Annotated in this window: 23 protein-coding genes and 4 pseudogenes; 23 read left to right on the top strand and 4 right to left on the bottom strand. The window is 40.1% G+C overall.

What is annotated here, in order from left to right; genetic code table 11:
• Nucleotides 1-74 precede the first annotated feature (74 nt).
• Nucleotides 75-1,676: an endolytic transglycosylase MltG gene (gene mltG, locus B4W83_RS02230; protein ID WP_001291668.1), complete on the top strand. Its 1,602-nt coding sequence runs from the start codon at nucleotides 75-77 to the stop codon at nucleotides 1,674-1,676.
• A 61-nt stretch (nucleotides 1,677-1,737) separates the two neighbouring features.
• Entirely contained in the window at nucleotides 1,738-2,220 is a 483-nt protein-coding gene (gene greA / locus B4W83_RS02225; RefSeq protein ID WP_000818760.1) for a transcription elongation factor GreA, read from the top strand.
• A gap of 161 nt (nucleotides 2,221-2,381) precedes the next feature.
• Here the strand turns inward: greA and B4W83_RS02220 are convergent.
• Nucleotides 2,382-3,429 (bottom strand): IS630 family transposase gene (locus tag B4W83_RS02220; protein WP_087148660.1). Its coding sequence is split into 2 segments (ribosomal slippage): nucleotides 2,382-2,934 and nucleotides 2,933-3,429, totalling 1,050 coding nucleotides; the frame shifts between segments, so codons are not numbered across the junction.
• 225 nt (nucleotides 3,430-3,654) lie between these two features.
• On the opposite strand from B4W83_RS02220, the gene B4W83_RS02215 reads away from it, so the two are divergent.
• The 10 genes from B4W83_RS02215 to B4W83_RS12850 all read left to right on the top strand — a co-directional run bounded on the left by B4W83_RS02215 (nucleotide 3,655) and on the right by B4W83_RS12850 (nucleotide 11,121).
• Entirely contained in the window at nucleotides 3,655-4,068 is a 414-nt protein-coding gene (locus B4W83_RS02215) for a GNAT family N-acetyltransferase (RefSeq protein WP_000499170.1), read from the top strand.
• 429 nt (nucleotides 4,069-4,497) lie between these two features.
• Nucleotides 4,498-4,698 (top strand): F0F1 ATP synthase subunit C, encoded by a 201-nt coding sequence (locus tag B4W83_RS02205; RefSeq protein ID WP_001054890.1) that lies wholly within the window; start codon nucleotides 4,498-4,500, stop codon nucleotides 4,696-4,698.
• Between the two features lie 34 nt (nucleotides 4,699-4,732).
• Entirely contained in the window at nucleotides 4,733-5,449 is a 717-nt protein-coding gene (atpB, locus tag B4W83_RS02200; protein ID WP_000392851.1) for a F0F1 ATP synthase subunit A, read from the top strand.
• 13 nt (nucleotides 5,450-5,462) lie between these two features.
• Nucleotides 5,463-5,957 (top strand): F0F1 ATP synthase subunit B, encoded by a 495-nt coding sequence (atpF, locus tag B4W83_RS02195; RefSeq protein ID WP_000558555.1) that lies wholly within the window; start codon nucleotides 5,463-5,465, stop codon nucleotides 5,955-5,957.
• Nucleotides 5,957-6,493 (top strand): F0F1 ATP synthase subunit delta, encoded by a 537-nt coding sequence (locus B4W83_RS02190; RefSeq protein WP_000359026.1) that lies wholly within the window; start codon nucleotides 5,957-5,959, stop codon nucleotides 6,491-6,493. Before atpF ends, B4W83_RS02190 begins: the two co-directional genes overlap by 1 nt.
• A 14-nt stretch (nucleotides 6,494-6,507) precedes the next feature.
• Nucleotides 6,508-8,013 (top strand): F0F1 ATP synthase subunit alpha, encoded by a 1,506-nt coding sequence (gene atpA / locus B4W83_RS02185; protein ID WP_000996633.1) that lies wholly within the window; start codon nucleotides 6,508-6,510, stop codon nucleotides 8,011-8,013.
• Nucleotides 8,014-8,028: 15 nt separating this feature from the next.
• The gene (locus tag B4W83_RS02180; RefSeq protein WP_000301237.1) at nucleotides 8,029-8,907 is read left to right on the top strand and encodes a F0F1 ATP synthase subunit gamma; all 879 of its coding nucleotides are present in this window, start codon (nucleotides 8,029-8,031) and stop codon (nucleotides 8,905-8,907) included.
• Between the two features lie 85 nt (nucleotides 8,908-8,992).
• Complete coding sequence (gene atpD, locus B4W83_RS02175; protein WP_000094362.1) at nucleotides 8,993-10,399, top strand: F0F1 ATP synthase subunit beta; 1,407 nt, start codon at nucleotides 8,993-8,995, stop codon at nucleotides 10,397-10,399.
• A gap of 10 nt (nucleotides 10,400-10,409) precedes the next feature.
• Nucleotides 10,410-10,829, top strand: a complete 420-nt coding sequence (locus B4W83_RS02170) for a F0F1 ATP synthase subunit epsilon (protein ID WP_000192870.1) — start codon at nucleotides 10,410-10,412, stop codon at nucleotides 10,827-10,829.
• Between the two features lie 118 nt (nucleotides 10,830-10,947).
• The gene (locus B4W83_RS12850) at nucleotides 10,948-11,121 is read left to right on the top strand and encodes a hypothetical protein (RefSeq protein WP_007285142.1); all 174 of its coding nucleotides are present in this window, start codon (nucleotides 10,948-10,950) and stop codon (nucleotides 11,119-11,121) included.
• Here the strand turns inward: B4W83_RS12850 and B4W83_RS02160 are convergent.
• Nucleotides 11,118-12,131 (bottom strand): lactonase family protein, encoded by a 1,014-nt coding sequence (locus B4W83_RS02160; RefSeq protein WP_000665626.1) that lies wholly within the window; start codon nucleotides 12,129-12,131, stop codon nucleotides 11,118-11,120. The two genes, B4W83_RS12850 and B4W83_RS02160, sit on opposite strands and share 4 nt — an antisense overlap.
• Nucleotides 12,132-12,274: 143 nt before the next feature.
• Between B4W83_RS02160 and B4W83_RS02155 the strand changes: the two genes are divergently transcribed.
• The 5 genes from B4W83_RS02155 to B4W83_RS02135 all read left to right on the top strand — a co-directional run bounded on the left by B4W83_RS02155 (nucleotide 12,275) and on the right by B4W83_RS02135 (nucleotide 16,935).
• Entirely contained in the window at nucleotides 12,275-13,441 is a 1,167-nt protein-coding gene (locus tag B4W83_RS02155; protein ID WP_000435449.1) for an AI-2E family transporter, read from the top strand.
• Nucleotides 13,431-14,660: a tetratricopeptide repeat protein gene (locus B4W83_RS02150; protein ID WP_001065939.1), complete on the top strand. Its 1,230-nt coding sequence runs from the start codon at nucleotides 13,431-13,433 to the stop codon at nucleotides 14,658-14,660. The genes B4W83_RS02155 and B4W83_RS02150 overlap by 11 nt, the downstream gene beginning before the upstream one ends.
• Before the next feature lie 145 nt (nucleotides 14,661-14,805).
• Nucleotides 14,806-15,447: an amino acid ABC transporter permease gene (locus B4W83_RS02145; RefSeq protein WP_000120831.1), complete on the top strand. Its 642-nt coding sequence runs from the start codon at nucleotides 14,806-14,808 to the stop codon at nucleotides 15,445-15,447.
• Between the two features lie 9 nt (nucleotides 15,448-15,456).
• The gene (locus B4W83_RS02140) at nucleotides 15,457-16,086 is read left to right on the top strand and encodes an amino acid ABC transporter ATP-binding protein (protein WP_000891768.1); all 630 of its coding nucleotides are present in this window, start codon (nucleotides 15,457-15,459) and stop codon (nucleotides 16,084-16,086) included.
• 12 nt (nucleotides 16,087-16,098) lie between these two features.
• Nucleotides 16,099-16,935 (top strand): amino acid ABC transporter substrate-binding protein, encoded by an 837-nt coding sequence (locus B4W83_RS02135; RefSeq protein ID WP_000759194.1) that lies wholly within the window; start codon nucleotides 16,099-16,101, stop codon nucleotides 16,933-16,935.
• Nucleotides 16,936-17,213: 278 nt separating this feature from the next.
• Here B4W83_RS02135 and B4W83_RS02125 read toward each other — a convergent pair whose 3' ends face one another.
• The gene (locus B4W83_RS02125; protein WP_000434638.1) at nucleotides 17,214-17,561 is read right to left on the bottom strand and encodes a DUF6568 family protein; all 348 of its coding nucleotides are present in this window, start codon (nucleotides 17,559-17,561) and stop codon (nucleotides 17,214-17,216) included.
• 111 nt (nucleotides 17,562-17,672) lie between these two features.
• A complete protein-coding gene (locus tag B4W83_RS02120; protein WP_000121691.1) occupies nucleotides 17,673-19,391 on the bottom strand; it encodes a phospho-sugar mutase in 1,719 nt (572 codons plus the stop codon).
• Between the two features lie 278 nt (nucleotides 19,392-19,669).
• On the opposite strand from B4W83_RS02120, the pseudogene B4W83_RS13645 reads away from it, so the two are divergent.
• The 6 genes and pseudogenes from B4W83_RS13645 to gla form a co-directional block, all read left to right on the top strand.
• A pseudogene (locus B4W83_RS13645) lies at nucleotides 19,670-19,786 on the top strand (YSIRK-type signal peptide-containing protein); the annotation flags it as partial.
• Between the two features lie 1,813 nt (nucleotides 19,787-21,599).
• A pseudogene (locus B4W83_RS13235) lies at nucleotides 21,600-22,715 on the top strand (MucBP domain-containing protein).
• A pseudogene (locus B4W83_RS13880) lies at nucleotides 22,673-23,257 on the top strand (mucin-binding protein); the annotation flags it as partial. The pseudogenes B4W83_RS13235 and B4W83_RS13880, both read left to right, overlap by 43 nt.
• A pseudogene (locus B4W83_RS13875) lies at nucleotides 23,258-23,794 on the top strand (mucin-binding protein); the annotation flags it as partial.
• Nucleotides 23,792-24,469, top strand: coding sequence for a mucin-binding protein (locus B4W83_RS13770; protein ID WP_083022218.1), 678 nt, complete (start codon nucleotides 23,792-23,794; stop codon nucleotides 24,467-24,469). The pseudogene B4W83_RS13875 and the gene B4W83_RS13770, both read left to right, overlap by 3 nt.
• A gap of 222 nt (nucleotides 24,470-24,691) precedes the next feature.
• Nucleotides 24,692-25,561: an aquaglyceroporin Gla gene (gla, locus tag B4W83_RS02095; protein WP_000348129.1), complete on the top strand. Its 870-nt coding sequence runs from the start codon at nucleotides 24,692-24,694 to the stop codon at nucleotides 25,559-25,561.
• Nucleotides 25,562-26,192 lie beyond the last annotated feature (631 nt).

Below are 26,192 nucleotides of genomic sequence, written 5' to 3'. Positions count from 1 at the left end.
AAAAGTATCATAGGTTGCTTTTCTTGGACTTTTAAGATATAATATTATGGATTGTCAACAAGGAGGAAAAACTTTTGAGTGAAAAGTCAAGAGAAGAAGAGAAATTAAGCTTTAAAGAGCAGATTCTGAGAGATTTAGAAAAAGTAAAAGGCTATGATGAAGTTCTGAAAGAAGATAAGGCAGTAGTTCGCACTCCTGCAAATGAACCTTCAGCTGAAGAACTCATGGCTGATTCCTTGTCAACGGTAGAGGAGATTATGAGAAAAGCTCCTACCGTGCCTACTCACCCAAGTCAAGATGTACCTTCTTCTCCAGCGGAAGAAAGTGGTTCAAGACCAGGACCAGGTCCAGGTCCTGTTAGACCTAAGAAATTTGAAAGAGAATACAATGAAACCCCAACAAGGGTAGCTGTTTCCTATAAGACGGCAGAGAAAAAAGCAGAACAAGCAGGTCCAGAAACACCTACGCCTGCTACAGAAACAGTGGATATCATCAGCGATACACCACGTCGTAGCCGTAGAGAAGGAGCAAAACCCGTTAAGTCTAAGAAAGAGAAGAAGTCACATGTGAAAGCTTTTGTGATTTCATTCCTTGTATTCCTTGCCTTGCTCTCAGCAGGTGGTTACTTTGGTTACCAGTACGTGCTAGATTCTTTGTTACCTATCGATGCTAATTCTAAGAAATATGTGACGGTTGGAATTCCAGAAGGTTCAAACGTTCAAGAAATCGGTACGACGCTTGAAAAAGCTGGTTTGGTAAAGCATGGTCTGATTTTTAGCTTTTATGCCAAGTATAAAAATTATACCGACTTGAAAGCGGGTTACTACAATTTGCAAAAGAGTATGAGTACAGAAGACTTACTCAAAGAGTTGCAAAAAGGTGGAACAGATGAACCGCAAGAACCTGTACTTGCGACTTTGACAATTCCAGAAGGTTATACCTTGGATCAGATTGCACAAGCTGTGGGTCAATTGGAAGGTGACTTCAAAGAGTCTTTGACAGCGGAGGCTTTCTTGGCAAAAGTTCAAGATGAGACGTTTATCAGTCAAGCAGTAGCCAAATATCCTACTTTATTGGAAAGTTTGCCTGCAAAAGATAGTGGTGCGCGTTATCGTTTGGAAGGATACCTTTTCCCAGCTACTTATTCTATCAAGGAAAGCACAACTGTTGAGAGCTTGATTGATGAGATGTTAGCTGCTATGGATAAGAACCTATCTCCTTACTATAGTACTATCAAATCTAAAAACTTGACTGTCAATGAGTTGTTGACCATTGCTTCCTTGGTCGAAAAAGAAGGTGCCAAGACAGAAGATCGTAAGCTCATTGCAGGTGTATTCTACAATCGTTTGAATCGTGATATGCCACTTCAAAGTAATATTGCAATCTTGTATGCCCAAGGAAAACTGGGGCAAAATATCAGCTTAGCTGAGGATGTTGCGATTGATACCAACATTGATTCACCTTATAATGTTTATAAAAATGTAGGTCTCATGCCTGGTCCAGTCGATAGTCCAAGTCTGGATGCGATTGAGTCAAGCATCAATCAAACTAAGAGCGATAACCTCTACTTTGTAGCAGATGTCACAGAAGGCAAGGTCTACTATGCTAATAATCAAGAAGACCACGATCGCAATGTCGCTGAACATGTCAACAGCAAATTAAACCAAACAAACTAAAATTATGTGATACTTCACATAATTTTCTTTAGAAAATATTATTAGAAGAAAGTTGAGAAAAATGGCAGAAAAAACATATCCTATGACCCTTGAGGAAAAGGAAAAACTTGAAAAAGAATTAGAAGAATTGAAATTGGTTCGTCGACCAGAAGTGGTAGAACGCATTAAGATTGCCCGTTCATACGGTGACCTTTCAGAAAACAGTGAGTACGAAGCAGCTAAGGATGAACAAGCCTTTGTCGAAGGACAAATCTCTAGCTTAGAAACAAAAATCCGCTATGCTGAAATCGTCAATAGCGACGCAGTTGCCCAGGACGAAGTAGCGATTGGTAAAACAGTCACCATCCAAGAAATTGGTGAGGACGAAGAAGAAGTTTATATTATCGTAGGTTCAGCGGGTGCGGATGCCTTTGCAGGTAAAGTTTCAAATGAAAGCCCAATTGGACAAGCCTTGATTGGCAAGAAAACAGGTGATACAGCAACCATTGAAACGCCTGTTGGTAGCTATGATGTAAAAATCTTGAAGGTTGAAAAAACAGCCTAAAAACAGAAAAAGGAGTGGGGAGGCGATGTACTTCACTCACTCCTTTTTCCATTTTGCTACTCTTCGAAAATCTCTTCAAACCACGTCAGCGTCGCCTTGCCGTATATATGGTTACTGACTTCGTCAGTTCTATCTACAACCTCAAAACCATGTTTTAATACTCATCTACTTTCAAAAAGCATTCTAGTCCATCTCCGATTAACGATGGACGTTATCACCTCCTTCTCCAGTCCTTGTATAACATCTTGAAGTTGATTCATGACATCTTTCAAAGTTCGAAAGGCTTTATTCTTAAATCCACGTTTACGAATCTCTTTCCACACTTGTTCAATGGGGTTCATCTCTGGTGTGTATGGAGGAATAAATGCAAAGCCAATATTAGTCGGAATCTTTAAGGTACTTGATTTATGCCATATGGCATTGTCCATAACGAGTAAAAGATAATCATCTGGATAAGCTTGTGAAAGCTCTTCTAAAAAGGCGTTCATCCACTCAGTATGACATCCACCAGCGATTAAGAAAAATGATTCGCCTGTATGGGCATCAACAGCTCCATAACAATAGCGAAATTCTCGTATATAGTGACTATGGACATGTGGACCTACTCCTATTGGAGACCAACAAGATCCCAGTTTACTGATTCTACCGAAACCAGCCTCATCTTGGTACATCAAGCGAACCTTACGAAAACGTCTACTGGTTTTAAAGCGCTTTCTTTTCTTCTTGAATTGAGATTTTATTTTTAGACGCGACAATGGTTTGAACGTCTGCTTTCTTGGGATGTTCTGGACGTGGCCTAATATTTCGCCAACCATGGCGCTTCAAGAGTTGATAAAAGGCATCACATGTGTAGGAAGAACCTAACTCCTTTGTATAAGCCTGAAATAAGGCATCAATTGTAACAAATTCTCCTGCCTCTGCAGCCTTCAAATGACGGGCAATAAAGGCTTTCTCTTCCTCAATTGTCATATATGCATGGTTACGACAACCACGTGTTTCTTTAAGGAGAGAATCGAGTCCGAACTCCTCATATTTTTTTACAGTTGGCCAAATCGTTGTTTGATTACAGTCTAAAAGCTCTATAATCTCTTTATAAGATTTACCCATCAGACGAAATAGAACGATTTGAAGGCGTTTATGATATTTAGCTGTACTAGAGTCTTTTAAAAGTGTTTTGATAGCTTGGATTTCTTCTTTAGTTGATTTCATATTACTACTATATAATGCTTTTTGATTTTAGTCTAGTATGAGCTGACTTCGTCAGTTCTATCTACAACCTCAAAACCATGCTTTGAGCAACCTGTGGCTAGTTTCCTAGTTTGCTCTTTGATTTTTATTGAGTATTAGATGTATAGTGCATTGAAGTTAAAATAGTATACTTTGGTTTCTAAGACATTGTTAGAAATTAGATTAAATTCCTTAATCGATTTGCGCATGTTTTATTTTATTTCACTATACTTTAGATTGAAAAATAAGGAATCACATAAATCGCAAGAAATAGGGAATCTGATTCGTGTTTATAACCGTTCAAAAAGAGAGGAAGCTGAAAGTGAGCCACTTAATCTTTATGTCGAAGATGAAAAGGGCAATCTCCTGGCAGGTTTGATAGTAGAGACTTTTAGAAATTGGCTAGAAATCGAGTATTTATTTGTAAAAGAGGAACTGAGAGGGCAAGGAATCGGTTCAAAACTATTGCAGCAAGCAGAAACTGAAGCTAAGAATCGAAACTGTCGTTTTGCCTTTGTCAATACCTACCAGTTTCAAGCTCTTGATTTTTATAAAAGGTATGGCTACAAGGAAGTCTTTAGGTTACAAGACTATCCCTACATTGGGCAAAGATATTATTAGCAAAAGAATCTGTAAGGTGAGTATGGAGGTATAATACAAAGAGAGGCTCGCACATAAGTATGGAGGTGGACTGATGTATATGAGTAACTATCGATAAATACCAGTTATAACCTAGAAATTGTGTCTTTCTGGGCAATATTGGGTACAATGCAATGGCAGCTGAGAAATTGGGAATCAAGGCTTATCGGGTTAAGAAAAGAAGTGATGTGGTTGATATTTTAAAACAATTTATTTAAACTAAAAACTCTCTATCTTTTTAAATTGACATTAATCCGAGATTCCCCTCTCGAGTTTTTCAGAATAGAGTGAAATCCGAAAGAAAATGGAAATAATTTTTATTAAACGCTTCCAATAGTGGTTAAAAGTTGACAAATTTAAATTTTAGGACTACACTAAGTAAGTAAATTTTATTTTAAAGGAGAATTCGTTATGAATTTAACATATTTAGGCTTATGTATTGCCTGTATGGGCGTATCTGTCGGTGAAGGTTTATTGATGAATGGACTGTTTAAATCAGTAGCACGCCAACCAGATATGCTTTCTGAGTTTCGTAGTTTGATGTTTTTAGGTGTTGCCTTTATTGAAGGAACTTTCTTTGTAACTCTTGTCTTCTCATTTATTATCAAATAAATACATGGAACGAGAAGAAAAGGGAGGATTTTAGATGGAAGAAAGTATTAATCCAATCATCTCTATTGGTCCTGTTATCTTCAATCTGACTATGTTAGCCATGACCTTGTTGATTGTGGGAGTTATTTTTGTCTTTATTTATTGGGCAAGCCGCAATATGACCTTGAAACCCAAAGGAAAGCAAAATGTACTTGAGTATGTCTATGACTTTGTTATTGGATTTACAGAACCTAACATTGGTTCGCGCTACATGAAAGATTACTCACTCTTTTTCCTTTGTTTATTTCTTTTCATGGTGATTGCCAATAACCTTGGCTTAATGACAAAGCTTCAAACGATCGATGGGACTAACTGGTGGAGTTCGCCAACCGCTAATTTACAGTATGACTTAACCTTATCTTTTCTTGTCATTTTGTTGACACATATAGAAAGCGTTCGTCGTCGTGGATTTAAAAAAAGTATAAAATCTTTTATGAGTCCTGTTTTTGTCATACCGATGAATATCTTGGAAGAATTTACAAACTTCTTATCTTTGGCTTTGCGGATTTTTGGGAATATCTTTGCAGGAGAGGTCATGACGAGTTTGTTACTTCTTCTTTCCCACCAAGCTATTTATTGGTATCCAGTAGCCTTTGGAGCTAATTTGGCTTGGACTGCATTTTCTGTCTTTATTTCCTGCATCCAAGCTTATGTCTTTACTCTTTTGACATCTGTGTATTTAGGGAATAAGATTAATATTGAAGAGGAATAGAAAGGAGTAACTGATGCACGTAACAGTAGGTGAATTGATTGGTAATTTTATTTTAATCACTGGCTCTTTTATTCTTTTGCTAGTCTTGATTAAAAAATTTGCATGGTCTAATATTACAGGCATTTTCGAAGAAAGAGCTGAAAAAATTGCTACTGATATTGACAGTGCTGAAGAAGCTCGTCAAAAAGCAGAAGTATTGGCTCAAAAACGCGAAGATGAATTGGCTGGTAGCCGTAAAGAAGCCAAGGCAATCATTGAGAATGCGAAAACAACAGCTGAGAAAAGTAAGGCTAGTATTTTAGTAGATGCTAAACTAGAAGCAGGACGCTTAAAAGAAAAAGCAAACCAAGAAATTGCTCAAAACAAAGCTGAAGCTTTACAAAGCGTTAAGGGTGAGGTAGCAGATTTGACCATCAGCCTAGCTGGTAAAATCATCTCACAAAACCTTGACGGTCATGCCCATAAAGAACTCATTGATCAGTATATCGATCAGCTAGGAGAAGCTTAATGGACAAGAAAACAGTAAAGGTAATTGAAAAATACAGCATGCCTTTTGTCCAATTGGTACTTGAAAAAGGAGAAGAAGCCCGTATCTTTTCAGACTTGACTCAAATCAAGCAAATTGCTGAAGAAACAGGTTTACCTTCTTTTTTAAAAAAAGTGACAGTAGATGAGTCTGACAAGAAAAAAACGATTGCTTTTTTCCAAGACTCTGTGTCACCTTTATTACAAAACTTTATCCAGGTTCTGGCCTACAATCACAGAGTAAATCTTTTTTATGATGTGCTTGTAGATTGCTTGGACCGACTTGAAAAAGAAACAAATCGATTTGAAGTGACGATTACTGCTGCTCATCCTCTAACTGATGAACAAAAGAGTCGTTTGCTCCCTTTGATTGAGAAGAAAATGTCTCTGAGAGTAAGGAGTGTAAAAGAACAAATCGATGAAAGTCTCATTGGTGGTTTTGTTATTTTTGCCAATCACAAGACAATTGATGTGAGTATTAAACAACAACTTAAAGTTGTTAAAGAAAATTTGAAATAGAAAGTGGTGTTCTTTTGGCAATTAACGCACAAGAAATCAGCGCTTTAATTAAGCAACAAATTGAAAATTTCAAACCTAATTTTGATGTGACTGAAACAGGTGTTGTAACCTATATCGGGGACGGTATCGCGCGTGCTCACGGCCTTGAAAATGCCATGAGTGGAGAGTTGTTGATCTTTGAAAACGGTTCTTATGGTATGGCTCAAAACTTAGAGTCAACAGACGTTGGTATTATCATCCTAGGTGACTTTACAGATATTCGTGAAGGCGATACAATCCGCCGTACAGGTAAAATCATGGAAGTCCCAGTAGGTGAAAGTCTGATTGGTCGTGTTGTGGATTCGCTTGGTCGTCCAGTTGACGGTCTTGGAGAAATCCACACAGATAAAACTCGTCCAGTAGAAGCGCCAGCTCCTGGTGTCATGCAACGTAAGTCAGTCTCAGAACCATTGCAAACTGGTTTGAAAGCTATTGACGCCCTTGTACCGATTGGTCGTGGTCAACGTGAGTTGATTATCGGTGACCGTCAGACAGGGAAAACAACCATTGCGATTGATACAATCTTGAACCAAAAAGATCAAGATATGATCTGTATCTATGTCGCAATTGGACAAAAAGAATCAACAGTTCGTACGCAAGTAGAAACACTTCGTCAGTACGGTGCCTTGGACTACACAATCGTTGTGACAGCCTCTGCTTCACAACCATCTCCATTGCTCTTCCTAGCTCCTTATGCTGGGGTTGCCATGGCGGAAGAATTTATGTACCAAGGGAAGCATGTTTTGATTGTATACGATGATCTATCAAAACAAGCGGTAGCCTATCGTGAACTGTCTCTCTTGCTTCGTCGTCCTCCAGGTCGTGAAGCCTTCCCAGGGGATGTTTTCTATCTTCACAGCCGTTTGCTTGAGCGCTCAGCTAAAGTTTCTGATGAGCTTGGTGGTGGTTCAATTACAGCCCTACCATTTATCGAGACACAAGCAGGAGATATCTCAGCCTATATCGCAACCAACGTGATTTCTATCACTGATGGACAAATCTTCCTTGGTGATGGCCTCTTCAATGCGGGGATTCGTCCAGCCATCGATGCGGGTTCATCTGTATCACGTGTAGGTGGTTCTGCACAAATCAAAGCCATGAAGAAGGTTGCTGGTACACTTCGTATCGACCTTGCTTCATACCGTGAGTTGGAAGCCTTCACTAAGTTTGGTTCTGACTTGGATGCGGCAACACAGGCTAAGTTGAACCGCGGTCGTCGTACAGTTGAAGTCTTGAAACAACCTGTTCACAAACCATTGCCTGTTGAGAAACAAGTAACCATTCTCTATGCTTTGACACATGGTTTCTTGGATACTGTTCCAGTAGATGATATTGTTCGTTTTGAGGAAGAATTCCATGCCTTCTTTGATGCTCAACATCCAGAGATTTTGGAAACCATTCGTGATACAAAAGACTTGCCAGAAGAAGCAGTCTTGGATGCTGCGATTACAGAGTTTCTCAATCAAACCAGCTTCCAATAAGAATAGAGGTGTCAGATGGCAGTATCTCTAAATGATATTAAAACAAAAATCGCCTCAACAAAAAATACGAGTCAAATCACTAATGCCATGCAAATGGTATCGGCTGCTAAGCTAGGTCGCTCTGAAGAAGCTGCTCGTAACTTCCAAGTTTACGTTCAGAAAGTGCGCAAGCTCTTGACAGATATCCTCCATGGTAATGGAGCTGGTGGTTCAACCAATCCCATGTTGATTAGCCGTCCTGTGAAGAAGACAGGCTATATCGTTATCACTTCAGACCGCGGTTTGGTTGGAGGTTATAATTCCTCTATTCTGAAAGCCGTTATGGAGTTGAAAGAAGAATACCACCCAGACGGTACAGGTTTTGAAATAATCTGTATTGGTGGAATGGGAGCTGATTTCTTTAAGGCTCGTGGTATTCAACCACTTTATGAACTACGTGGCTTGGCAGACCAACCTAGCTTTGATCAAGTTCGTAAGATTATTTCAAAAACTGTTGAAATGTACCAAAATGAACTCTTTGATGAGCTTTATGTTTGCTACAACCACCATGTCAATACGCTAACCAGTCAAATGCGTGTGGAACAAATGCTTCCGATTGTTGACTTGGATCCAAATGAAGCGGATGAAGACTACAGCTTGACTTTTGAATTGGAAACCAGCCGAGAAGAAATTTTGGAGCAGTTATTGCCTCAGTTTGCAGAAAGTATGATTTACGGTGCCATTATCGATGCCAAGACAGCTGAGAATGCTGCTGGTATGACAGCCATGCAAACAGCGACAGATAATGCTAAGAAAGTCATCAATGATTTGACAATTCAGTATAACCGTGCCAGACAGGCGGCGATTACACAAGAAATTACAGAAATTGTAGCAGGAGCTAGTGCCTTAGAATAGGCTTTAGTCCAGCTCGTATGAAAATGAACTTAGGACCTAGTTTAGCTAGGAACCGACAGTATCTTATATAGAATAGGAGAAGGAGATGAGTTCAGGTAAAATTGCTCAGGTTATCGGTCCCGTTGTAGACGTCTTGTTTGCAGCAGGGGAAAAACTTCCTGAGATTAACAATGCACTTGTCGTCTACAAAAATGACGAAAGAAAAACAAAAATCGTCCTTGAAGTAGCCTTAGAGTTGGGAGATGGTATGGTTCGTACTATCGCCATGGAATCAACAGATGGTTTGACTCGTGGAATGGAAGTATTGGACACAGGTCGTCCAATCTCTGTACCAGTAGGTAAAGAAACTTTGGGACGTGTCTTCAACGTTTTGGGAGATACCATTGACTTGGAAGCTCCTTTTACAGAAGACGCAGAGCGTCAGCCAATTCATAAAAAAGCTCCAACTTTTGATGAATTGTCTACCTCTTCTGAAATCCTTGAAACAGGGATCAAGGTTATCGACCTTCTTGCCCCTTACCTTAAAGGTGGTAAAGTTGGACTCTTCGGTGGTGCCGGAGTTGGTAAAACAGTCTTAATCCAAGAATTGATTCACAACATTGCCCAAGAACACGGTGGTATTTCAGTATTTACCGGTGTTGGGGAACGTACTCGTGAGGGGAATGACCTTTACTGGGAAATGAAAGAATCAGGCGTTATTGAGAAAACAGCCATGGTCTTTGGTCAGATGAATGAGCCACCAGGAGCACGTATGCGTGTTGCCCTTACTGGTTTGACAATCGCTGAATACTTCCGTGATGTAGAAGGCCAAGACGTGCTTCTCTTTATTGATAATATCTTCCGTTTCACTCAGGCTGGTTCAGAAGTATCTGCCCTTTTGGGTCGTATGCCATCAGCCGTTGGTTACCAACCAACCCTTGCTACGGAAATGGGTCAATTGCAAGAGCGTATTACATCAACTAAGAAGGGGTCTGTAACCTCTATCCAGGCTATCTATGTGCCAGCGGATGACTATACTGACCCAGCGCCAGCAACAGCCTTCGCTCACTTGGATTCAACAACAAACTTGGAACGTAAGTTGGTACAATTGGGTATCTACCCAGCCGTTGACCCACTTGCTTCAAGTTCACGTGCCTTGGCACCTGAAATCGTTGGAGAAGAGCACTATGCAGTTGCTGCAGAAGTAAAACGTGTCCTTCAACGTTACCATGAATTGCAAGATATCATTGCTATCCTTGGTATGGATGAGCTTTCTGATGAAGAAAAGACCTTGGTGGCTCGTGCCCGTCGTATCCAGTTCTTCTTGTCACAAAACTTCAACGTTGCGGAACAATTTACTGGCCAGCCAGGTTCTTATGTTCCAGTTACTGAAACGGTACGTGGCTTTAAGGAAATCCTTGATGGTAAATACGACCACTTGCCAGAAGATGCCTTCCGTGGTGTAGGTTCTATCGAAGATGTGATTGCAAAAGCTGAAAAAATGGGATTTTAAGAGGTGATCTATGACTCAGTTAACTGTCCAGATCGTGACACCAGATGGTCTCGTCTATGATCACCATGCCAGCTATGTATCGGTTCGAACTCTGGATGGTGAGATGGGGATCTTGCCACGACATGAAAATATGATTGCGGTTTTAGCAGTTGATGAAGTAAAGGTGAAACGTATTGATGACGAAGATCACGTGAACTGGATTGCAGTAAATGGCGGTGTTATTGAAATTGCCAATGATATGATCACAATCGTCGCTGACTCTGCAGAACGTGCTCGTGATATCGATATCAGTCGTGCAGAACGTGCCAAACTTCGTGCAGAACGTGCAATTGAAGAAGCACAAGACAAACACTTGATTGACCAAGAACGTCGTGCGAAGATTGCGCTGCAACGTGCCATTAACCGTATTAATGTCGGAAATAGACTATAAGAAAAAATGAACTTGAAAATTCCAAGTTCATTTTTTTATGGTGTTTTATACTCAATAAAAATCAAAAAGCAAACATAGGAAGTTAGCCGCAGGTTGCTCAAAACACAGTTTTGAGGTTGTGGATAGAACTGACGAAGTCAGCTCAAAACACAGTTTTGAGGTTGTGGATAGAACTGACGAAGTCAGCTCAAAACACAGTTTTGAGGTTGTGGATAGAACTGACGAAGTCAGTAACCATACCTACGGTAAGGCGACGCTGACGTGGTTTGAAGAGATTTTCGAAGAGTATTAAGGAGCAAAACGGATGCAGACTGCTTCGGGAACATGGAAGTCGTTGGAGAGTTCTGCTAGACGACCATTGTCACAATTACGTTTAAAGACAGTTGCATTGTCAGAGTCTTGGTGGACAGCAATGAGAAATTTTTGGTCAGGTGTCAAATCAAAATCACGTGGAGTCTGACCATGTGTTGGAACGATTTCTAATAACTCTAAGCTACCGTCCGCAAGGATGGTATATACTGCGATAGAATCATGACCACGGTTAGAAGCGTAGAGGTATTTACCGTCTTTAGAGAGACGAATAGCAGCGGTTCCATTAAAGCCTTCATAACCGTCTGGTAAAGTTGAAATAACCTGCATACGTTCAAATTCGCCAACACCATCGTAGATTAAAACCTCGATAGTACTATTGAGTTCACAAATCAGATAAGCGATTTTATAGTGGTTATGGAAAACGATATGGCGTGAGCCTGCTCCTGGCTGGCTGTGATAGGTGTAGAGCTTAGATAATTTTCCTTCTTGGTCAAGGTCATAAGTGATGACTTGGTCAGTACCCAAATCGCAGGTCACTAGATAGTGGTCAGGTGTTAAATCTGTATAGTGAACATGAGGAGATGCTTGATTTTCATGTGGACCTTGGCCACTGTGTTGATCTACATCACTAAGTAAAAGGCTCCCATCCTTCTGACGTTTATAAACCAGTACCTGTCCTTTATGGTAGTTGGCTGCATAGACCAAATTACGCTTTTCATCGACAGCAACATAACAGTGGGGAGCTCCTTCCTCAACGACATGATTTAACACAGTCCCGTCAGTTTGATAGGCTGCAATTCCCCCCTTATCGTCTTGACTACCAACGGTGTATAAATGTTGGTGCTGGTCAAAGGCAAGGTAGGTTGGACTTGGTTCAGCTGCAAAAAGTTCTAGGTTTGAAAGCTGACCAGTTTCTGTATCAAAGTCAGCCTTGTAAATCCCTTGGGAAGTACGACGTGTGTAAGTTCCAAAATAAACAGTTTCTTTCATAACTTTACCTCTATATAAAGATAAGACTATTATATCACAAAAACAAGCCAATTAAAGACATCCAATTAGATGTAAGCACTTTAAAAAAGAGTTATTTTGATTTAAAAATGGTATAATGAGAGAACGATAGAAAGGAAGTATTTATGGAACAAAAAGAGAAACATTTTAGCCTGTCTTGGTTTTTCAAGTGGTTTTTGGATAACAAGGCCATTACGGTATTTTTGGTAACCTTATTATTGGGACTGAATCTTTTTATTTTAAGTAAGATTAGTTTTCTATTTTCACCTGTTTTAGACTTTTTGGCAGTTGTGATGCTGCCAGTTATTCTATCTGGTTTACTATATTATTTATTAAATCCTATTGTTGATTGGATGGAGAAGCATAAGGTGAATCGTGTCATAGCTATCACTATTGTCTTTGTCATCATCGCTATCTTTATCATTTGGGGCTTGGCAGTAGCTATTCCAAATCTGCAACGTCAGGTTTTGACCTTTGCAAGAAACGTTCCTGTTTACTTAGAAGATATAGATAGGATTGTTAATGGATTGGTAGCCCAGCACCTGCCAGATGATTTCAGACCTCAGTTAGAGCAGGTTTTGACAAACTTCTCTAGTCAGGCTACAGTTTGGGCAAGTAAAGTTTCATCTCAGGCAGTCAACTGGGTGAGTGCCTTTATTAGCGGAGCTTCTCAAGTGATTGTTGCCTTGATTATCGTTCCTTTCATGCTCTTTTATCTCTTGCGTGATGGGAAAGGCTTGCGTAACTATTTGACCCAATTTATGCCAAGAAAATTGAAGGAACCTGTTGGACAAGTTTTATCAGATGTGAATCAACAGTTGTCCAACTATGTTCGAGGGCAAGTAACAGTGGCTATTATTGTAGCAGTAATGTTTATGATTTTCTTCAAGATTATTGGTCTACGCTATGCAGTTACGTTGGGGGTTACTGCTGGTATTTTAAATCTGGTTCCTTATCTTGGTAGCTTTCTAGCCATGCTTCCTGCCCTAGTATTGGGGTTGATTGCTGGTCCAGTTATGCTTTTGAAAGTAGTGATTGTCTTTATCGTAGAACAAACTATTGAAGGCCGTTTTGTCTCTCCATTGATTTTGGGAAGTCAATTAAACATCCATCCCATTAATGTTCTCTTTGTTTTGTTAACTTCAGGATCTATGTTTGGTATCTGGGGAGTTTTACTTGGTATTCCAGTTTATGCCTCTGCTAAGGTTGTCATTTCAGCCATTTTCGAATGGTATAAGGCAGTCAGTGGTCTATATGAATTAGAGGGCGAGGAAGTCAAAAGTGAACAATAGTCAACAGATGTTACAGGCTTTGGAGGAGCAAGATTTAGCCAAGGCTGAGCACTATTTCGTCAAAGCTTTAGAAAATGATCCAAGTGACCTTCTGTATGAGTTGGCAACTTATCTTGAAGGAATTGGTTTTTATCCTCAGGCAAAGGAGATTTACCTGAAAATTGTAGAGGATTTCCCAGAGCTTCATCTTAATCTAGCTGCAATTGCTAGCGAGGATGGTCAAATCGAAGAAGCCTTTGCTTATCTTGAGGAAATCCAAGCTGACAGTGACTGGTATGTTTCGGCTTTGGCTTTGAAGGCAGATCTTTACCAGATGGAAGGTTTGACAGATGTGGCGCGTGAGAAATTGCTGGAGGCTTTGACCTACTCAGAGGATCCTCTCTTGATATTGGGTTTGGCAGAGTTGGATAGTGAGTTGGAAAATTACCAAGAGGCCATTCAAGGCTATGCCCAGTTAGATAATCGTACTATTTATGAGCAAACGGGCATTTCCACCTATCAACGAATTGGTTTTGCCTATGCCCAGTTAGGGAAATTTGAAACGGCTACTGAGTTTTTAGAAAAAGCCCTGGAGTTAGAATACGATGACCTAACAGCTTTTGAGTTGGCCAGCCTTTACTTTGATCAAGAAGAATACCAAAAAGCCACCCTTTACTTTAAGCAGCTTGATACCATTTCTCCTGACTTTGAAGGCTATGAATATGGTTATAGCCAGGCCTTACATAAGGAACATCAAGTTCAAGAAGCCCTGCGTATCGCTAAGCAAGGCTTAGAGAAAAATCCCTTTGAAACTCGCCTCTTGCTAGCTGCTTCGCAATTCTCTTATGAATTGCATGATGCAAGTGGGGCAGAAAATTATCTCCTAACAGCTAAAGAAGACGCTGAGGATACAGAAGAAATCTTGCTTCGTTTAGCCACTATTTATCTGGAGCAGGAGCGTTATGAGGATATTCTAGACTTGCAGAGCGATGAGCCAGAAAATCTCTTGACCAAGTGGATGATTGCTCGTTCCTATCAAGAAATGGACGATTTGGATACTGCCTATGAGCATTACCAAGAGTTGGCAGGAGATTTAAAGGACAATCCAGAGTTTTTGGAACACTATATCTATGTCTTGCGTGAATTGGGCTACTTTGAGGAAGCAAAAGTCAATGCACAAGCTTACTTAAAACTGGTTCCAGATGATGTGCAAATGCAAGAACTGTTTGAGAGATTGTAAGAATGTTTAAACATATAGAACTGTAGTTTATCTCTTTTGATAGCTACGGTTTTTATTTGTATATGATAGAATTTTTTTGCAAAAATGGTTGGTTATTTTGTTTATTCATGCTATAATAGGAACAATTACTTTTAGGAGGTGCAGTATGTCTTATTTATTTGAGATATTACCGAGTTTACTGAATGGTGCGAGCACGACTGTACAGGTCTTTGCACTGGTCTTGCTATTTTCGATTCCTTTGGGCGTTTTGATTGCCTTTGCCTTGCAAGTCCATTGGAAGCCCCTCCATTATCTGATTAACATTTACATCTGGGTTATGCGTGGCACCCCCTTGCTCTTGCAATTGATTTTTATTTATTATGTGCTCCCAAGTATTGGGATTCGTTTAGACCGCCTTCCTGCAGCTATTATTGCCTTTGTTTTGAATTATGCGGCTTACTTTGCAGAAATTTTCCGTGGGGGAATTGACACTATTCCAAGAGGACAGTATGAGGCAGCCAAGGTCTTGAAGTTTAGCCCTTTTGACACAGTGCGCTATATTATCTTGCCCCAAGTGACCAAGATTGTTCTTCCTAGTGTCTTTAACGAAGTTATGAGTTTGGTCAAGGATACCTCTCTGGTCTATGCTCTAGGAATTTCTGATCTTATCTTGGCTAGTCGAACAGCTGCCAACCGTGATGCTAGTCTGGTTCCTATGTTCTTGGCAGGAGCCATTTACTTGATTTTGATTGGGATTGTGACAATTATTTCCAAAAAAGTTGAGAAGAAGTATAGTTATTATAGATAGGAGGCTGCCATGTTAGAATTACGAAATATCAATAAAGTCTTTGGAGATAAACAAATCCTGTCTAATTTCAGTCTAAGTATTCCTGAAAAGCAAATCCTGGCTATCGTTGGACCTTCTGGTGGAGGTAAGACAACTCTTTTACGTATGCTTGCAGGTCTTGAAACTATTGATTCAGGGCAAATCTTTTATAATGGAGATTCCTTAGAGCTGGATGAATTACAGAAGCGCAATCTACTGGGATTTGTCTTCCAAGATTTTCAACTGTTCCCTCATTTATCAGTTCTGGACAATTTGACCTTATCGCCTGTGAAGACCATGGGAATGAAGCAGGAGGAGGCTGAGAAGAAGGCGAGTGGACTCTTGGAACAGTTAGGATTAGGAGGACACGCAGATGCCTATCCTTTCTCGCTATCTGGTGGGCAAAAGCAGCGGGTGGCTTTGGCGCGTGCTATGATGATTGACCCAGAAATCATTGGCTACGATGAACCAACTTCTGCCCTGGATCCAGAATTACGCTTGGAAGTGGAAAAACTGATCTTGCAAAATAGGGAACTTGGCATGACCCAGATTGTGGTAACCCATGATTTGCAGTTTGCTGAAAATATCGCAGATGTATTATTGAAAGTAGAACCTAAATAGGAGGAAAAATGGATGAAAAAATGGATGCTTGTATTAGTCAGTCTGATGACTGCTTTGTTCTTAGTAGCTTGTGGGAAAAATACTAGCGAAACTAGTGGAGATAATTGGTCTAAGTACGAGTCTAACAAGTCTATTACTATTGGATTTGATAGCACTTTTGTTCCAATGGGATTTGCTCAGAAAGATGGTTCTTATGCAGGATTTGATATTGATTTAGCTACAGCTGTTTTTGAAAAATACGGAATCACAGTAAACTGGCAACCGATTGATTGGGATTTGAAAGAAGCTGAATTGACAAAAGGAACGATTGATCTGATTTGGAATGGCTATTCCGCTACCGACGAACGCCGTGAAAAGGTAGCATTCAGTAACTCATATATGAAGAATGAGCAGGTATTGGTGACCAAGAAATCATCTGGTATCACGACTGCAAAGGATATGGATGGAAAGACATTAGGAGCTCAAGCTGGTTCATCTGGTTATGCGGACTTTGAAGCAAACCCAGCGATTTTAAAGGATATTGTCGCTAATAAGGAAGCGAATCAATACCAAACCTTTAATGAAGCCTTGATTGATTTGAAAAATGATCGAATTGATGGTCTATTGATTGACCGTGTCTATGCAAATTATTATTTAGAAGCAGAAGGTGTTTTAAACGATTATAATGTCTTTACAGTTGGACTAGAAACAGAAGCTTTTGCGGTTGGAGCCCGTAAGGAAGATACAACTCTGGTTAAGAAGATAAATGAAGCTTTTTCTAGTCTTTACAAGGACGGCAAGTTCCAAGAAATCAGCCAAAAATGGTTTGGAGAAGATGTAGCAACCAAAGAAGTAAAAGAAGGACAGTAAGATAAAATAGTGGCTGAGACTGCGTTTTGATTAGCAAAACGCAGTTTTTTGTAATCTAGGAAAACGATAATAGCGATTGAATCTGGATAATTGAATATGGAATAGCCCACTGTGATTTCTAAACCATTGTTAAAAATTGATTTGACTTCCAAAATTAAAATGTTCTGTAATGAAATGCTGATGTAACTGTTTTAGGAACAATAAAACGCATAATATCAAGGTTTTCTGGCACCTTATATTATGCGTTTTTGTGATTTTAAGACTTGTTAGCTGATTTTTTACAATCCTGCGAAATCTTTGATTTCTTGTGCTGACATTGAAGAGTCGCAACGGACATTGATTTGTCCATCCGCAACGTGAACAAATCCTGGTACAGTTGGGATTCCATAGCGTGAGCGGAATGCTTGCAACTCATTGAGTTGGCTTGCTTCTTCACTGTTGATGAAGTAGATGTGGGCTTTGGTTTCAGCTACGACACCTGACAATGTACCTGCAAATTTACGGCAGTAAGGGCAAGTTTTGCGACCGATAAAGAAGGTTGCAGTTTCTTTTTTATCAAGAGCTTCTTGCGCACGCGCAACTGTAGTGACTTCAAGGTCTTTGATGTTATCTAAAAATTGTTCCATGAGATTACCTCGCTTTCATTGATAAGTCTAGTATGCCATAAAGTTTCTAAAATTGCTTAGATTTGATACGAAAAAAAGATGAGATTGGTTTGTCTCATCTTTTATAGGACTTTATTTTACAAAAGCATTGATTTCTGCTTCGATGTTAGCAATTTTAGCTTGTGATTCTTCGTTTGTTTCCCCTACAACTGCAATGTAGAACTTGATTTTTGGTTCTGTACCTGAAGGGCGAACAGCAATCCATGAACCGTCAGCAAGTGTATATTTCAACACATCACTTGGAGGAGTTGTCAAGTTTGTAACAGTACCGTCAGCTGCAGTAGCAGTTTGAGCTTTAAAGTCTTCTACGACAGTGATAGCCGTTGCGTTCCATTCTTTTGGAGCATTGTTACGGAATTTAGCCATAATCGCTTTGATTTGTTCAGCACCATCGACACCTGAAAGGGTAACAGAGATTGTCTTTTCTGCATAATAGCCGTACTCTTTATAGATTTCTTCGATACCGTCAGCAAGGGTCAAACCACGTGAACGGTAGTAGGCAGCAAGTTCAGCAACGACAAGAACGGCTTGGATAGCGTCTTTATCACGTACGAATGGTTTAATCAAGTAACCGAAGCTTTCTTCAAATCCCATCATGTATGTGTGATTGTGTTTTTCTTCGAATTCTTGGATTTTTTCAGCGATGAATTTGAAACCAGTCAGAACGTTGAACATGGTTGCGCCGTAGCTTTCAGCAATCTTCGTTACCAAGTCAGTTGATACGATCGATTTGCAAAGGGCTGCATTTTCAGGAAGAGTTCCAGCGTTTTTGTGGGCTTCCAAGATGTATTTTGCCATGATAGCACCGATTTGGTTACCTGAAAGGTTGAGGTAGCTACCATCTTTTTGAAGAACTTCAACACCAACACGGTCAGCATCAGGGTCAGTTGCCACAAGAACATCTGCACCAACTTGACGACCAAGTTCTTCAGCAAGTGCAAAGGCTGCTTGGCTTTCTGGGTTTGGAGATTTTACAGTTGAGAAGTCTGGGTCAGCAGTTGCTTGCGCTTCAACGACTTGAACAGAGTCAAATCCTGCTTGGGCAAGAGCACGACGAGCCAACATTTCACCAGTACCATGAAGTGGTGTGTAGACAATCTTCATGTCTTTACCAAATTCTTCAATCAAGGCTGGGTTGATGTTAACGTCCTTCACTTCTTTGAGGTATTCCACATCGACAGCTTCGCCGATAACTTCAATCAAGCCAGAAGCTTTTTCAGATTCCACATCAGCAACTTCTACCGCAAATGGGTTTTCGATTGCACGGATATAAGTAGTCAAAGCGTCTGCGTCGTGTGGAGGCATTTGTCCACCGTCTTCACCGTAAACCTTGTAACCGTTAAATGGTGCAGGGTTGTGACTGGCTGTGACCATGATACCCGCGAAACAGTTGAGGTGACGAACTGCAAATGAGAGTTCTGGAGTTGGACGAAGGCTTTCAAATACATAAGATTTGATACCGTGTTTAGCAAGAACTGCCGCAGATTCAAAGGCAAACTCAGGTGAGAAGTGACGGCTATCGTAGGCGATTGCTACACCGCGTTCTTTCTCGTTTCCACCTTTTGACTCAATCAAACGAGCCAATCCTTCAGTAGCTTGACGAACAACGTAGATGTTGATGCGGTTTGTACCAGCACCAATCAAGCCACGCATACCTGCAGTACCAAATTCAAGATTTGTATAGAAGGCATCTTCCTTTGTTTTTTCGTCCATATTTTCCAAATCTTGACGAAGATAGTCAGGAAGCTCCGCAAAATCAACCCATTTCTGGTAATTTTCTTGGTAAGACATTAAAATTCTCCTTTTTGTAAATTGTTTTAACCGTTCACATTATAGCACTTTTTAGCATTTTAGTAAAACGGTAGCATAAGTTTTTAGTCAATGAGCGAAGAAGACTGTACTATTCATAATTTTGATTTAAGTGTGTTAATTACAAACCGAAATGACAAGTCAAGTTTATCCTATTTGTAGTCTCTAAAAAATTGAAATTAAACCTTATTCGTTGTATAATTTAAAATGAGGATTATTATATAAGATCTGTTATAATATATATCTTTTGATATATATATATGGAGGTAGTCATGAATAGTCCAGAAAAACAATTAAAATACAGTATTCGAAAAGTGAGTGTCGGTGCAGCTAGTGTTGTCATTGGGGCGCTCTATCTTTTGATGGGAGCTGGGATTGCTCATGCTGAGGGCGTGGAGTCAGCGAGGGAAGCTGAGAGGACAGCAAACCCGACAGATCCAGGACAGTCTGGAATTGGAGAGCCAGAAAACAAGACTGACCTCAGTCATACTGATGCAGCAGCAAACACCTATAATGCTCCCGTAGCTGACAATCCGCTAGTAACTCCAGAAAGTACGAAACCTCGTACTCGTAGTAAAAGAGAATTAGCTGATGGGGAGTCAAGTGATTCATCGAATGGAGCTACAGGAACTGAATCAGAGCCGACTTCTGGAAATGAGGGAGGTTCAGACACAGCAGATACTGATTCAGATTTACTGGATGCCAATCGTAAGGGTGACACAGTAAAAGAACACCAGCCCGGGGTCATTGTGCCTAAAGATGGAGAGACAGGTGGGGATGATAAGAATGCCCATCTGAAATTTGATACTCCTAAGGAAAATCTGACTCTCGAACAATTATGGGATATTGTAAAAAATATGCCAGACGACTTCCAAAATAATGAACGTTCTTACTTGCGTAGTATGAACACCCTTGGGGATGCTCTTAGATTTAAAAACGGCAAAGTCAGTGAAGATGGTACAGGAGATAAATTACAAGATGGTGAAATAAGAGAACTTGATTCTTTCGGTGGATGGACAGCGATTGCAGGTAAAGATGGCAGACCAGGTAAATTCGTTATTGGTAAGAAAAATGCAGATGGTTACTTTACAGGTTGGTATAAGAAAGAAGATGGTACGATTGAACAAGGTGGTATGCTTGGGGCAGATGCCTTAGATAACATCTTTGTGCACGAACAAGCATTAGACCGTCGTTTTAAATACATGCTTATGCTTGTTAAAGGACGTACACGAGCTAATCGTGACGAGACGGTTTCAGATAATTCGAAGTATGATCCACGTGCTCAAAATGAACGTGCTAATAAGAACTCCACCGAATTTAAGAATCTCCCATTTTTAGAAAAAGATAAGTATAATAAATATTCTCCAGGTGTAGTTGGATATAATGGGATAGAGAAGCAGTTTACTGCCTTTTCTCCTGGCTTCGGAAGCCGTGTTCGTGTGGAATTTGTGACAGGATATATCTCAGATATTAATGGTTCTAAAGGAACCTATCGAGTAGTCATTAAAACTAAGGATACTGCTGGCCAAGAGAAGACGGTATACGATGAAACCATTCACCGTGTAGCCGAAATCGTTCAAAATGAAAACTTGTACAAAAAAGGTTTAAATGTAGAACTGGCGAATTTCCAAATTTCCAAATTTTTTAAAGATGAGTTTAAATCTCGTGTTAATAAAATTCGTAATGAGAAAATAAAATTTACTCCATTACACCGTAAACCCAGAAGATATTATACAGAAGAAGATACCAAACTGTACAATCAATTGGAAGCAGAAGCTAGGGAAGAAGTTAAAAAACAAGGCGATATTGTATTAAATGTTACGGAAGACTTCTTAAGTATAGAAAAATCAAAAGAAAGAGATTCAGAGTGGGGAAAAACATTCACAAGCACATCTCAGTCAACTTCAAAGCTATCAAACGAATTAAATAATTTATTGAAAGTTGCTGATAAAGATACTCCTAATACCCCAACTTGGCTAAACTCAAGCACTCCTCCAGCTAAAGCTGATGACAGAGTATATAAACTACTGAGGACTCTTATACCAGGTGCTAAGAAAATTACCTATCATGTTAAGGATGATCAGCTAGAAGTAGAAACAGAAAAATACACCTATCTCGCCGCTAGAAATGGTAGTAAGGAAGCAGGTATTCAAGGGTCAGATATAGAAGCAACTGCAAGTGCAGATACATATGGTGTTGATTCCCAAACCTTTGAGAGAGACAATACAAATACAAAAGCAAATAACCTTAATAAAGGTTGGGCTAGATCTGATTCTGAAGACTTCAAACATTTCTCACACTTTGTAGGGGTAGACAAAGGAATTGTGCGAACGAATGTACTGACTGATAAACAACTATCTGATAAGATTAAGGACGCAGTGGGTCCTGGAGATAGCAATCTAGGAAAAGGTGGCTACTTCTCTACTGGGGATGTTTTATTAGCAAAAGATGTTGTTTCTTATACCGTACAAGTATTTTCAGAGAATAATGACAGAGTAGGGGTAAATCCTCAAAGTCACCGTGTTCAGTATAATCTTCCAATTCTCGCTGACTTTTCAGTCATCCAAGATACTGTGGAACCATCACGAACCGTTGTTGAAAAAATCATTCCAAAACTAAATATTCCCGAAGAAGAGAAAAAGAAAATAACCGAAGAAATCAAGAAAAAGAAGAAAACCTCAGAATTGGCAGAACTAATCTCAGGAAATGTGAAAGTTCGCTATGTTGATGAACAAGGGCATTTGCTATCATTGAAAAATGATACTGGAATTGGAGAAAAAGAAAGTGACGGAACCTACATTACCAATAAAAAACAACTGATTGGTACTAGCTATAATGTCACAGATAAAAAACTCAGCACTATCTCAACGACTAATGGGAAACATTATAGAGTCAAAAGAGATTTGGGGGAAAATTCTGCCCCTACTGAAGGAAATATCGTAAGCGGGGTAAGAACGGTAACTTATGTATATGAGGAACGTGAAGCGCCTACTACTGCTACAGTAACAGCCAATTACTATAAAGAAGGTACCCAAGAGAAGTTGGCAGAGTCTGTTGTACAAGCTGATTTAGCGATAGGTTCTGAGTATACTACAGAAGCAAAAGTTATTGAAGGAAAAACAACAACTGAGGACAAAGAAGACCGAGTTATCACAAGGAAAACAACATACACCTTGGTAGCAACTCCTGAAAATGCCACAGGAACTGTACCAGAAGACGGTGCAACCGTTAACTACTACTACCGTGAGAATGTTGAGGAAACAGTGGTTCCTAAAACAGCCACCACTACTGAGACGAAGACTATAACGCGTACCATTCATTACGTTGATAAAGTTACGAACCAAACTGTCAAAGAAGATGTTGTTCAACCTGTAACCTTAAGCCGTACAAAAACTGAGAACAAGGTAACAGGAGTTGTAACCTACGGTGAATGGACAACAGGAAACTGGGACGAAAAAGTTTCACCATCAGTAGAAAACTATGGTCCAGCCGAAACAGCTACGGTTTCTTCTGCGACCGTCACATCAGTAAGCAAAGATGAGACAGTCGTTGTGAAATATCCGCAAGCTACAGAAGATGTTAAAGAAACTAAAACTGTTACCCGTACCATCAAGTATGTCGATAAAGCCAACGAAACAAAAGAAGTAGCTAGCCCAGTTACGCAAACAGTTGAATTAACAAGAACTAACAAGCGTAATAAAGTGACGAAAGTCGTGACAGAAGGAACTTGGTCAACAGGCAACTGGGACGAAAAAGTTTCACCATCAGTAGAAAACTATGGTCCAGCCGAAACAGCTACGGTTTCTTCTGCGACCGTCACATCCGCAAGCACAGATGAGACAATCGTTGTGAAATATCCGCAAGCTATAGAAGATGTTCAAGAAACCAAAACTGTTACCCGTACCATCAAGTATGTAGATGCGACTGATGAAACAACAGAAGTAGCTAGCCCAGTTACGCAAACAGTTGAACTAACAAGAACCAACAAGCGTAACAAAGTGACAGGTAAAGTAACAGAAGGAGACTGGTCAACAGGTACATGGGCGACCCAAGCCTCTCCAACAGTCACTAACTATGACGCACCAGATAAGGCAACTGTAGCNNNAGAAGATGTTAAAGAAAGCAAAACTGTTACCCGTACCATCAAGTATGTAGATGCGACTGATGAAACAACAGAAGTAGGTAACCCAGTTACGCAAACCGTCACCTTAACGCGAACCAACAAGCGTAATAAAGTGACGAAAGTCGTGACAGCAGGAGACTGGTCAACAGGTACATGGGGTTCTCAAGACTCTCCAACTGTAACCAACTATGACGCCCCAGATAAGGCAACTGTAGCGGAAGCAACTGTAACATCAACAACTACAGATACAACCGAAGTAGTGAAATACCCACAAGCTACAGAAGATGTTAAAGAAAGCAAAACTGTTACCCGTACCATCAAGTATGTAGATGCGACTGATGAAACAACCGAAGTAGGTAGCCCAGTTACGCAAACAGTTGAATTAACAAGAACCAACAAGCGTAATAAAGTGACGAAAGTCGTGACAGAAGGTGAATGGACAACAGGCAACTGGGACGAAGTCGTATCGCCAGAAATTGAAAATTATGGTAAACCAGATTTACCAAAAGTATCGAATGCAGAAGTAACAGCAGATTCAAAAGGTACGACTATTTTGGTAAGGTATGACCGTTTATCAAGACCAGAAAAACCAATTCCAGAAATTCCAAGTCCTCAGGAACCAGGTGCTCCAGGTGAACCGACTCCAGACAAACCAAACCCACAACCAAATCCAGAGCATCCAAGTGTTCCGACACCAAACCCAGAACTACCAAATCAAGAGACTCCAATACCAGAGCTAACTCCAGAACCAGGTACTCCAAAAACTGAAATTCCAGTGAGTCCAGACCCAGAAGTTCCGACTTCTGAGACAAATAAAAGAGAGGAATTGCCAAACACAGGTCCAGAAGCGAATGCTACCTTGGCTAGCGCTGGTATCATGACCTTATTAGCTGGTCTAGGATTAGGATTCTTCAAGAAAAAAGAAGATGAAAAATAATAGATTTTAGAATCTAGGAACAAGGAAAAGCTCACAGATGTGGGCTTTTTCCTGGTTTTGAGAACGAGGTCTTTCGAGAAGATTAAAAACGCTTAGAAGTTCATTAGACTGGGAAACTCTGAATCCTATTTTTTTAAAAATATTTCCAGAAATCAGTTGCTAAATAGGGTAAAAATTGATAGAATAAAGAATATCTAAAAAATTTTAAGGAGAATCTAGCAAATGGATTTCACATGGGCACTGAAATATGCCACTGAATTTTTGGGAACTGCCATTTTGATCATTCTTGGGAATGGTGCAGTTGCCAACGTTGAACTTAAAGGTACGAAAGGTCACCAAAGTGGCTGGCTCGTCATCGCTGTTGGTTATGGTATGGGGGTTATGATCCCAGCCTTGATGTTTGGTAACGTATCTGGGAACCACATCAACCCTGCTTTCACTCTAGGACTTGCAGTTAGCGGTCTTTTCCCTTGGGCACAAGTGGTACCTTACATTATCGCGCAAGTCTTGGGGGCTATCTTTGGTCAAGCCTTAGTTGTGGCAACACACCGTCCATTCTACTTGAAAACTGAAAACCCAAATAACATCTTGGGAACTTTCTCAACTATTTCAAGTATTGACCATGGTACAAAAGAAAGTCGCTATGCAGCAACTGTTAATGGTTTTGTAAACGAGTTTGTTGGTTCATTTGTTTTGTTCTTTGCAGCTCTCGGTTTGACTAAAAACTTCTTTGGTGCTGAAGTGCTTCAATACATGAAACAAATGGCAACACAAGCAGGACAGACAGTTGATTTTTCTGACTTGGCTATTAAAGCACAGGTGGCTCCACACACTGCTTCAGGACTTTCTGTGGCTCACTTGGCACTTGGATTCCTCGTTATGGCTTTGGTAACATCACTTGGAGGACCTACAGGACCTGCCTTGAACCCAGCTCGTGACTTGGGGCCACGTCTCCTTCATGCTTTCCTTCCGAAATCAGTTCTTGGTGAGAATAAAGGCGATTCAAAATGGTGGTATTCTTGGGTACCAGTAGTAGCACCTATTGCAGCAGCAATTGCGGCAGTAGCTGTATTCAAATTCCTTTATCTCTAAGAAATAGCTCCTTTAACATTTGAGTGAGCACCATTTATAAGTAAGAGAGGATCAGATTGGTTCTCTCTTTTTGATTTTTCAGGGAAATGAAAGAAAATCGACACAAACTCCTCTCCAGCAGTGGTTTAAAAGTCTCAGTGGGTTATTCCAACTTTAATGGGCTATAGTAGGTTGCAGTTGAAATAATAGACCCTTTTTCTCAAACATTGTGAGAAATTAGTTTGAATTCCCCAATCAAATTGTGCAGTTTTCATTCTACTATATATTATATTATCGGAGATGGGTTCCCTATCTTGTAAGTCTGCTTTATAGTGGGTTGAAGTTGGAATAGTCCGCCCTTCTTTCTCGAACATTGTGAGGAATTGATTTGCCTTCCTCAACAAAATGTTTAGTTTTTATTTCATTTTGCCATAAAATAAGCGATTAGGGGGCTATTCTTCGACCAACATTGGCTCTGCTGTGTCCTATGATTGTTATCGTTTTATCTGCAATCTTATACTCAATGAAAATCAAAGAGCAAACTAGGAAACTAAACCCAGCTTGACCAAAGCACAAGTTTTGAGGTCGCAGGTAGAACTGACCAAGCTGATGTGGTTTGAAGAAATTCCCCAAGGCCAAATTTCAAGTTCAA

It is taken from the genome of Streptococcus pseudopneumoniae ATCC BAA-960 = CCUG 49455 (assembly GCF_002087075.1).
Classification (GTDB): Bacteria; Bacillota; Bacilli; order Lactobacillales; family Streptococcaceae; genus Streptococcus; species Streptococcus pseudopneumoniae.
Note: the sequence above shows the minus strand (reverse complement) of the source record. Positions and strands in the feature narration are given on the sequence as shown.

What these genes read in the sequence shown, in the direction of transcription:
- greA (WP_000818760.1), top strand. Translation starts at nt 1,738, where the DNA reads ATGGCAGAAAAAACATATCCTATGACCCTTGAGGAAAAGGAAAAACTT.
- B4W83_RS02215 (WP_000499170.1), top strand. Translation starts at nt 3,655, where the DNA reads ATGTTTTATTTTATTTCACTATACTTTAGATTGAAAAATAAGGAATCA.
- B4W83_RS02205 (WP_001054890.1), top strand. Translation starts at nt 4,498, where the DNA reads ATGAATTTAACATATTTAGGCTTATGTATTGCCTGTATGGGCGTATCT.
- atpB (WP_000392851.1), top strand. Translation starts at nt 4,733, where the DNA reads ATGGAAGAAAGTATTAATCCAATCATCTCTATTGGTCCTGTTATCTTC.
- atpF (WP_000558555.1), top strand. Translation starts at nt 5,463, where the DNA reads ATGCACGTAACAGTAGGTGAATTGATTGGTAATTTTATTTTAATCACT.
- B4W83_RS02190 (WP_000359026.1), top strand. Translation starts at nt 5,957, where the DNA reads ATGGACAAGAAAACAGTAAAGGTAATTGAAAAATACAGCATGCCTTTT.
- B4W83_RS02180 (WP_000301237.1), top strand. Translation starts at nt 8,029, where the DNA reads ATGGCAGTATCTCTAAATGATATTAAAACAAAAATCGCCTCAACAAAA.
- atpD (WP_000094362.1), top strand. Translation starts at nt 8,993, where the DNA reads ATGAGTTCAGGTAAAATTGCTCAGGTTATCGGTCCCGTTGTAGACGTC.
- B4W83_RS02170 (WP_000192870.1), top strand. Translation starts at nt 10,410, where the DNA reads ATGACTCAGTTAACTGTCCAGATCGTGACACCAGATGGTCTCGTCTAT.
- B4W83_RS02160 (WP_000665626.1), bottom strand. Translation starts at nt 12,131, where the DNA reads ATGAAAGAAACTGTTTATTTTGGAACTTACACACGTCGTACTTCCCAA.
- B4W83_RS02155 (WP_000435449.1), top strand. Translation starts at nt 12,275, where the DNA reads ATGGAACAAAAAGAGAAACATTTTAGCCTGTCTTGGTTTTTCAAGTGG.
- B4W83_RS02145 (WP_000120831.1), top strand. Translation starts at nt 14,806, where the DNA reads ATGTCTTATTTATTTGAGATATTACCGAGTTTACTGAATGGTGCGAGC.
- B4W83_RS02140 (WP_000891768.1), top strand. Translation starts at nt 15,457, where the DNA reads ATGTTAGAATTACGAAATATCAATAAAGTCTTTGGAGATAAACAAATC.
- B4W83_RS02135 (WP_000759194.1), top strand. Translation starts at nt 16,099, where the DNA reads ATGAAAAAATGGATGCTTGTATTAGTCAGTCTGATGACTGCTTTGTTC.
- B4W83_RS02125 (WP_000434638.1), bottom strand. Translation starts at nt 17,561, where the DNA reads ATGGAACAATTTTTAGATAACATCAAAGACCTTGAAGTCACTACAGTT.
- B4W83_RS02120 (WP_000121691.1), bottom strand. Translation starts at nt 19,391, where the DNA reads ATGTCTTACCAAGAAAATTACCAGAAATGGGTTGATTTTGCGGAGCTT.
- gla (WP_000348129.1), top strand. Translation starts at nt 24,692, where the DNA reads ATGGATTTCACATGGGCACTGAAATATGCCACTGAATTTTTGGGAACT.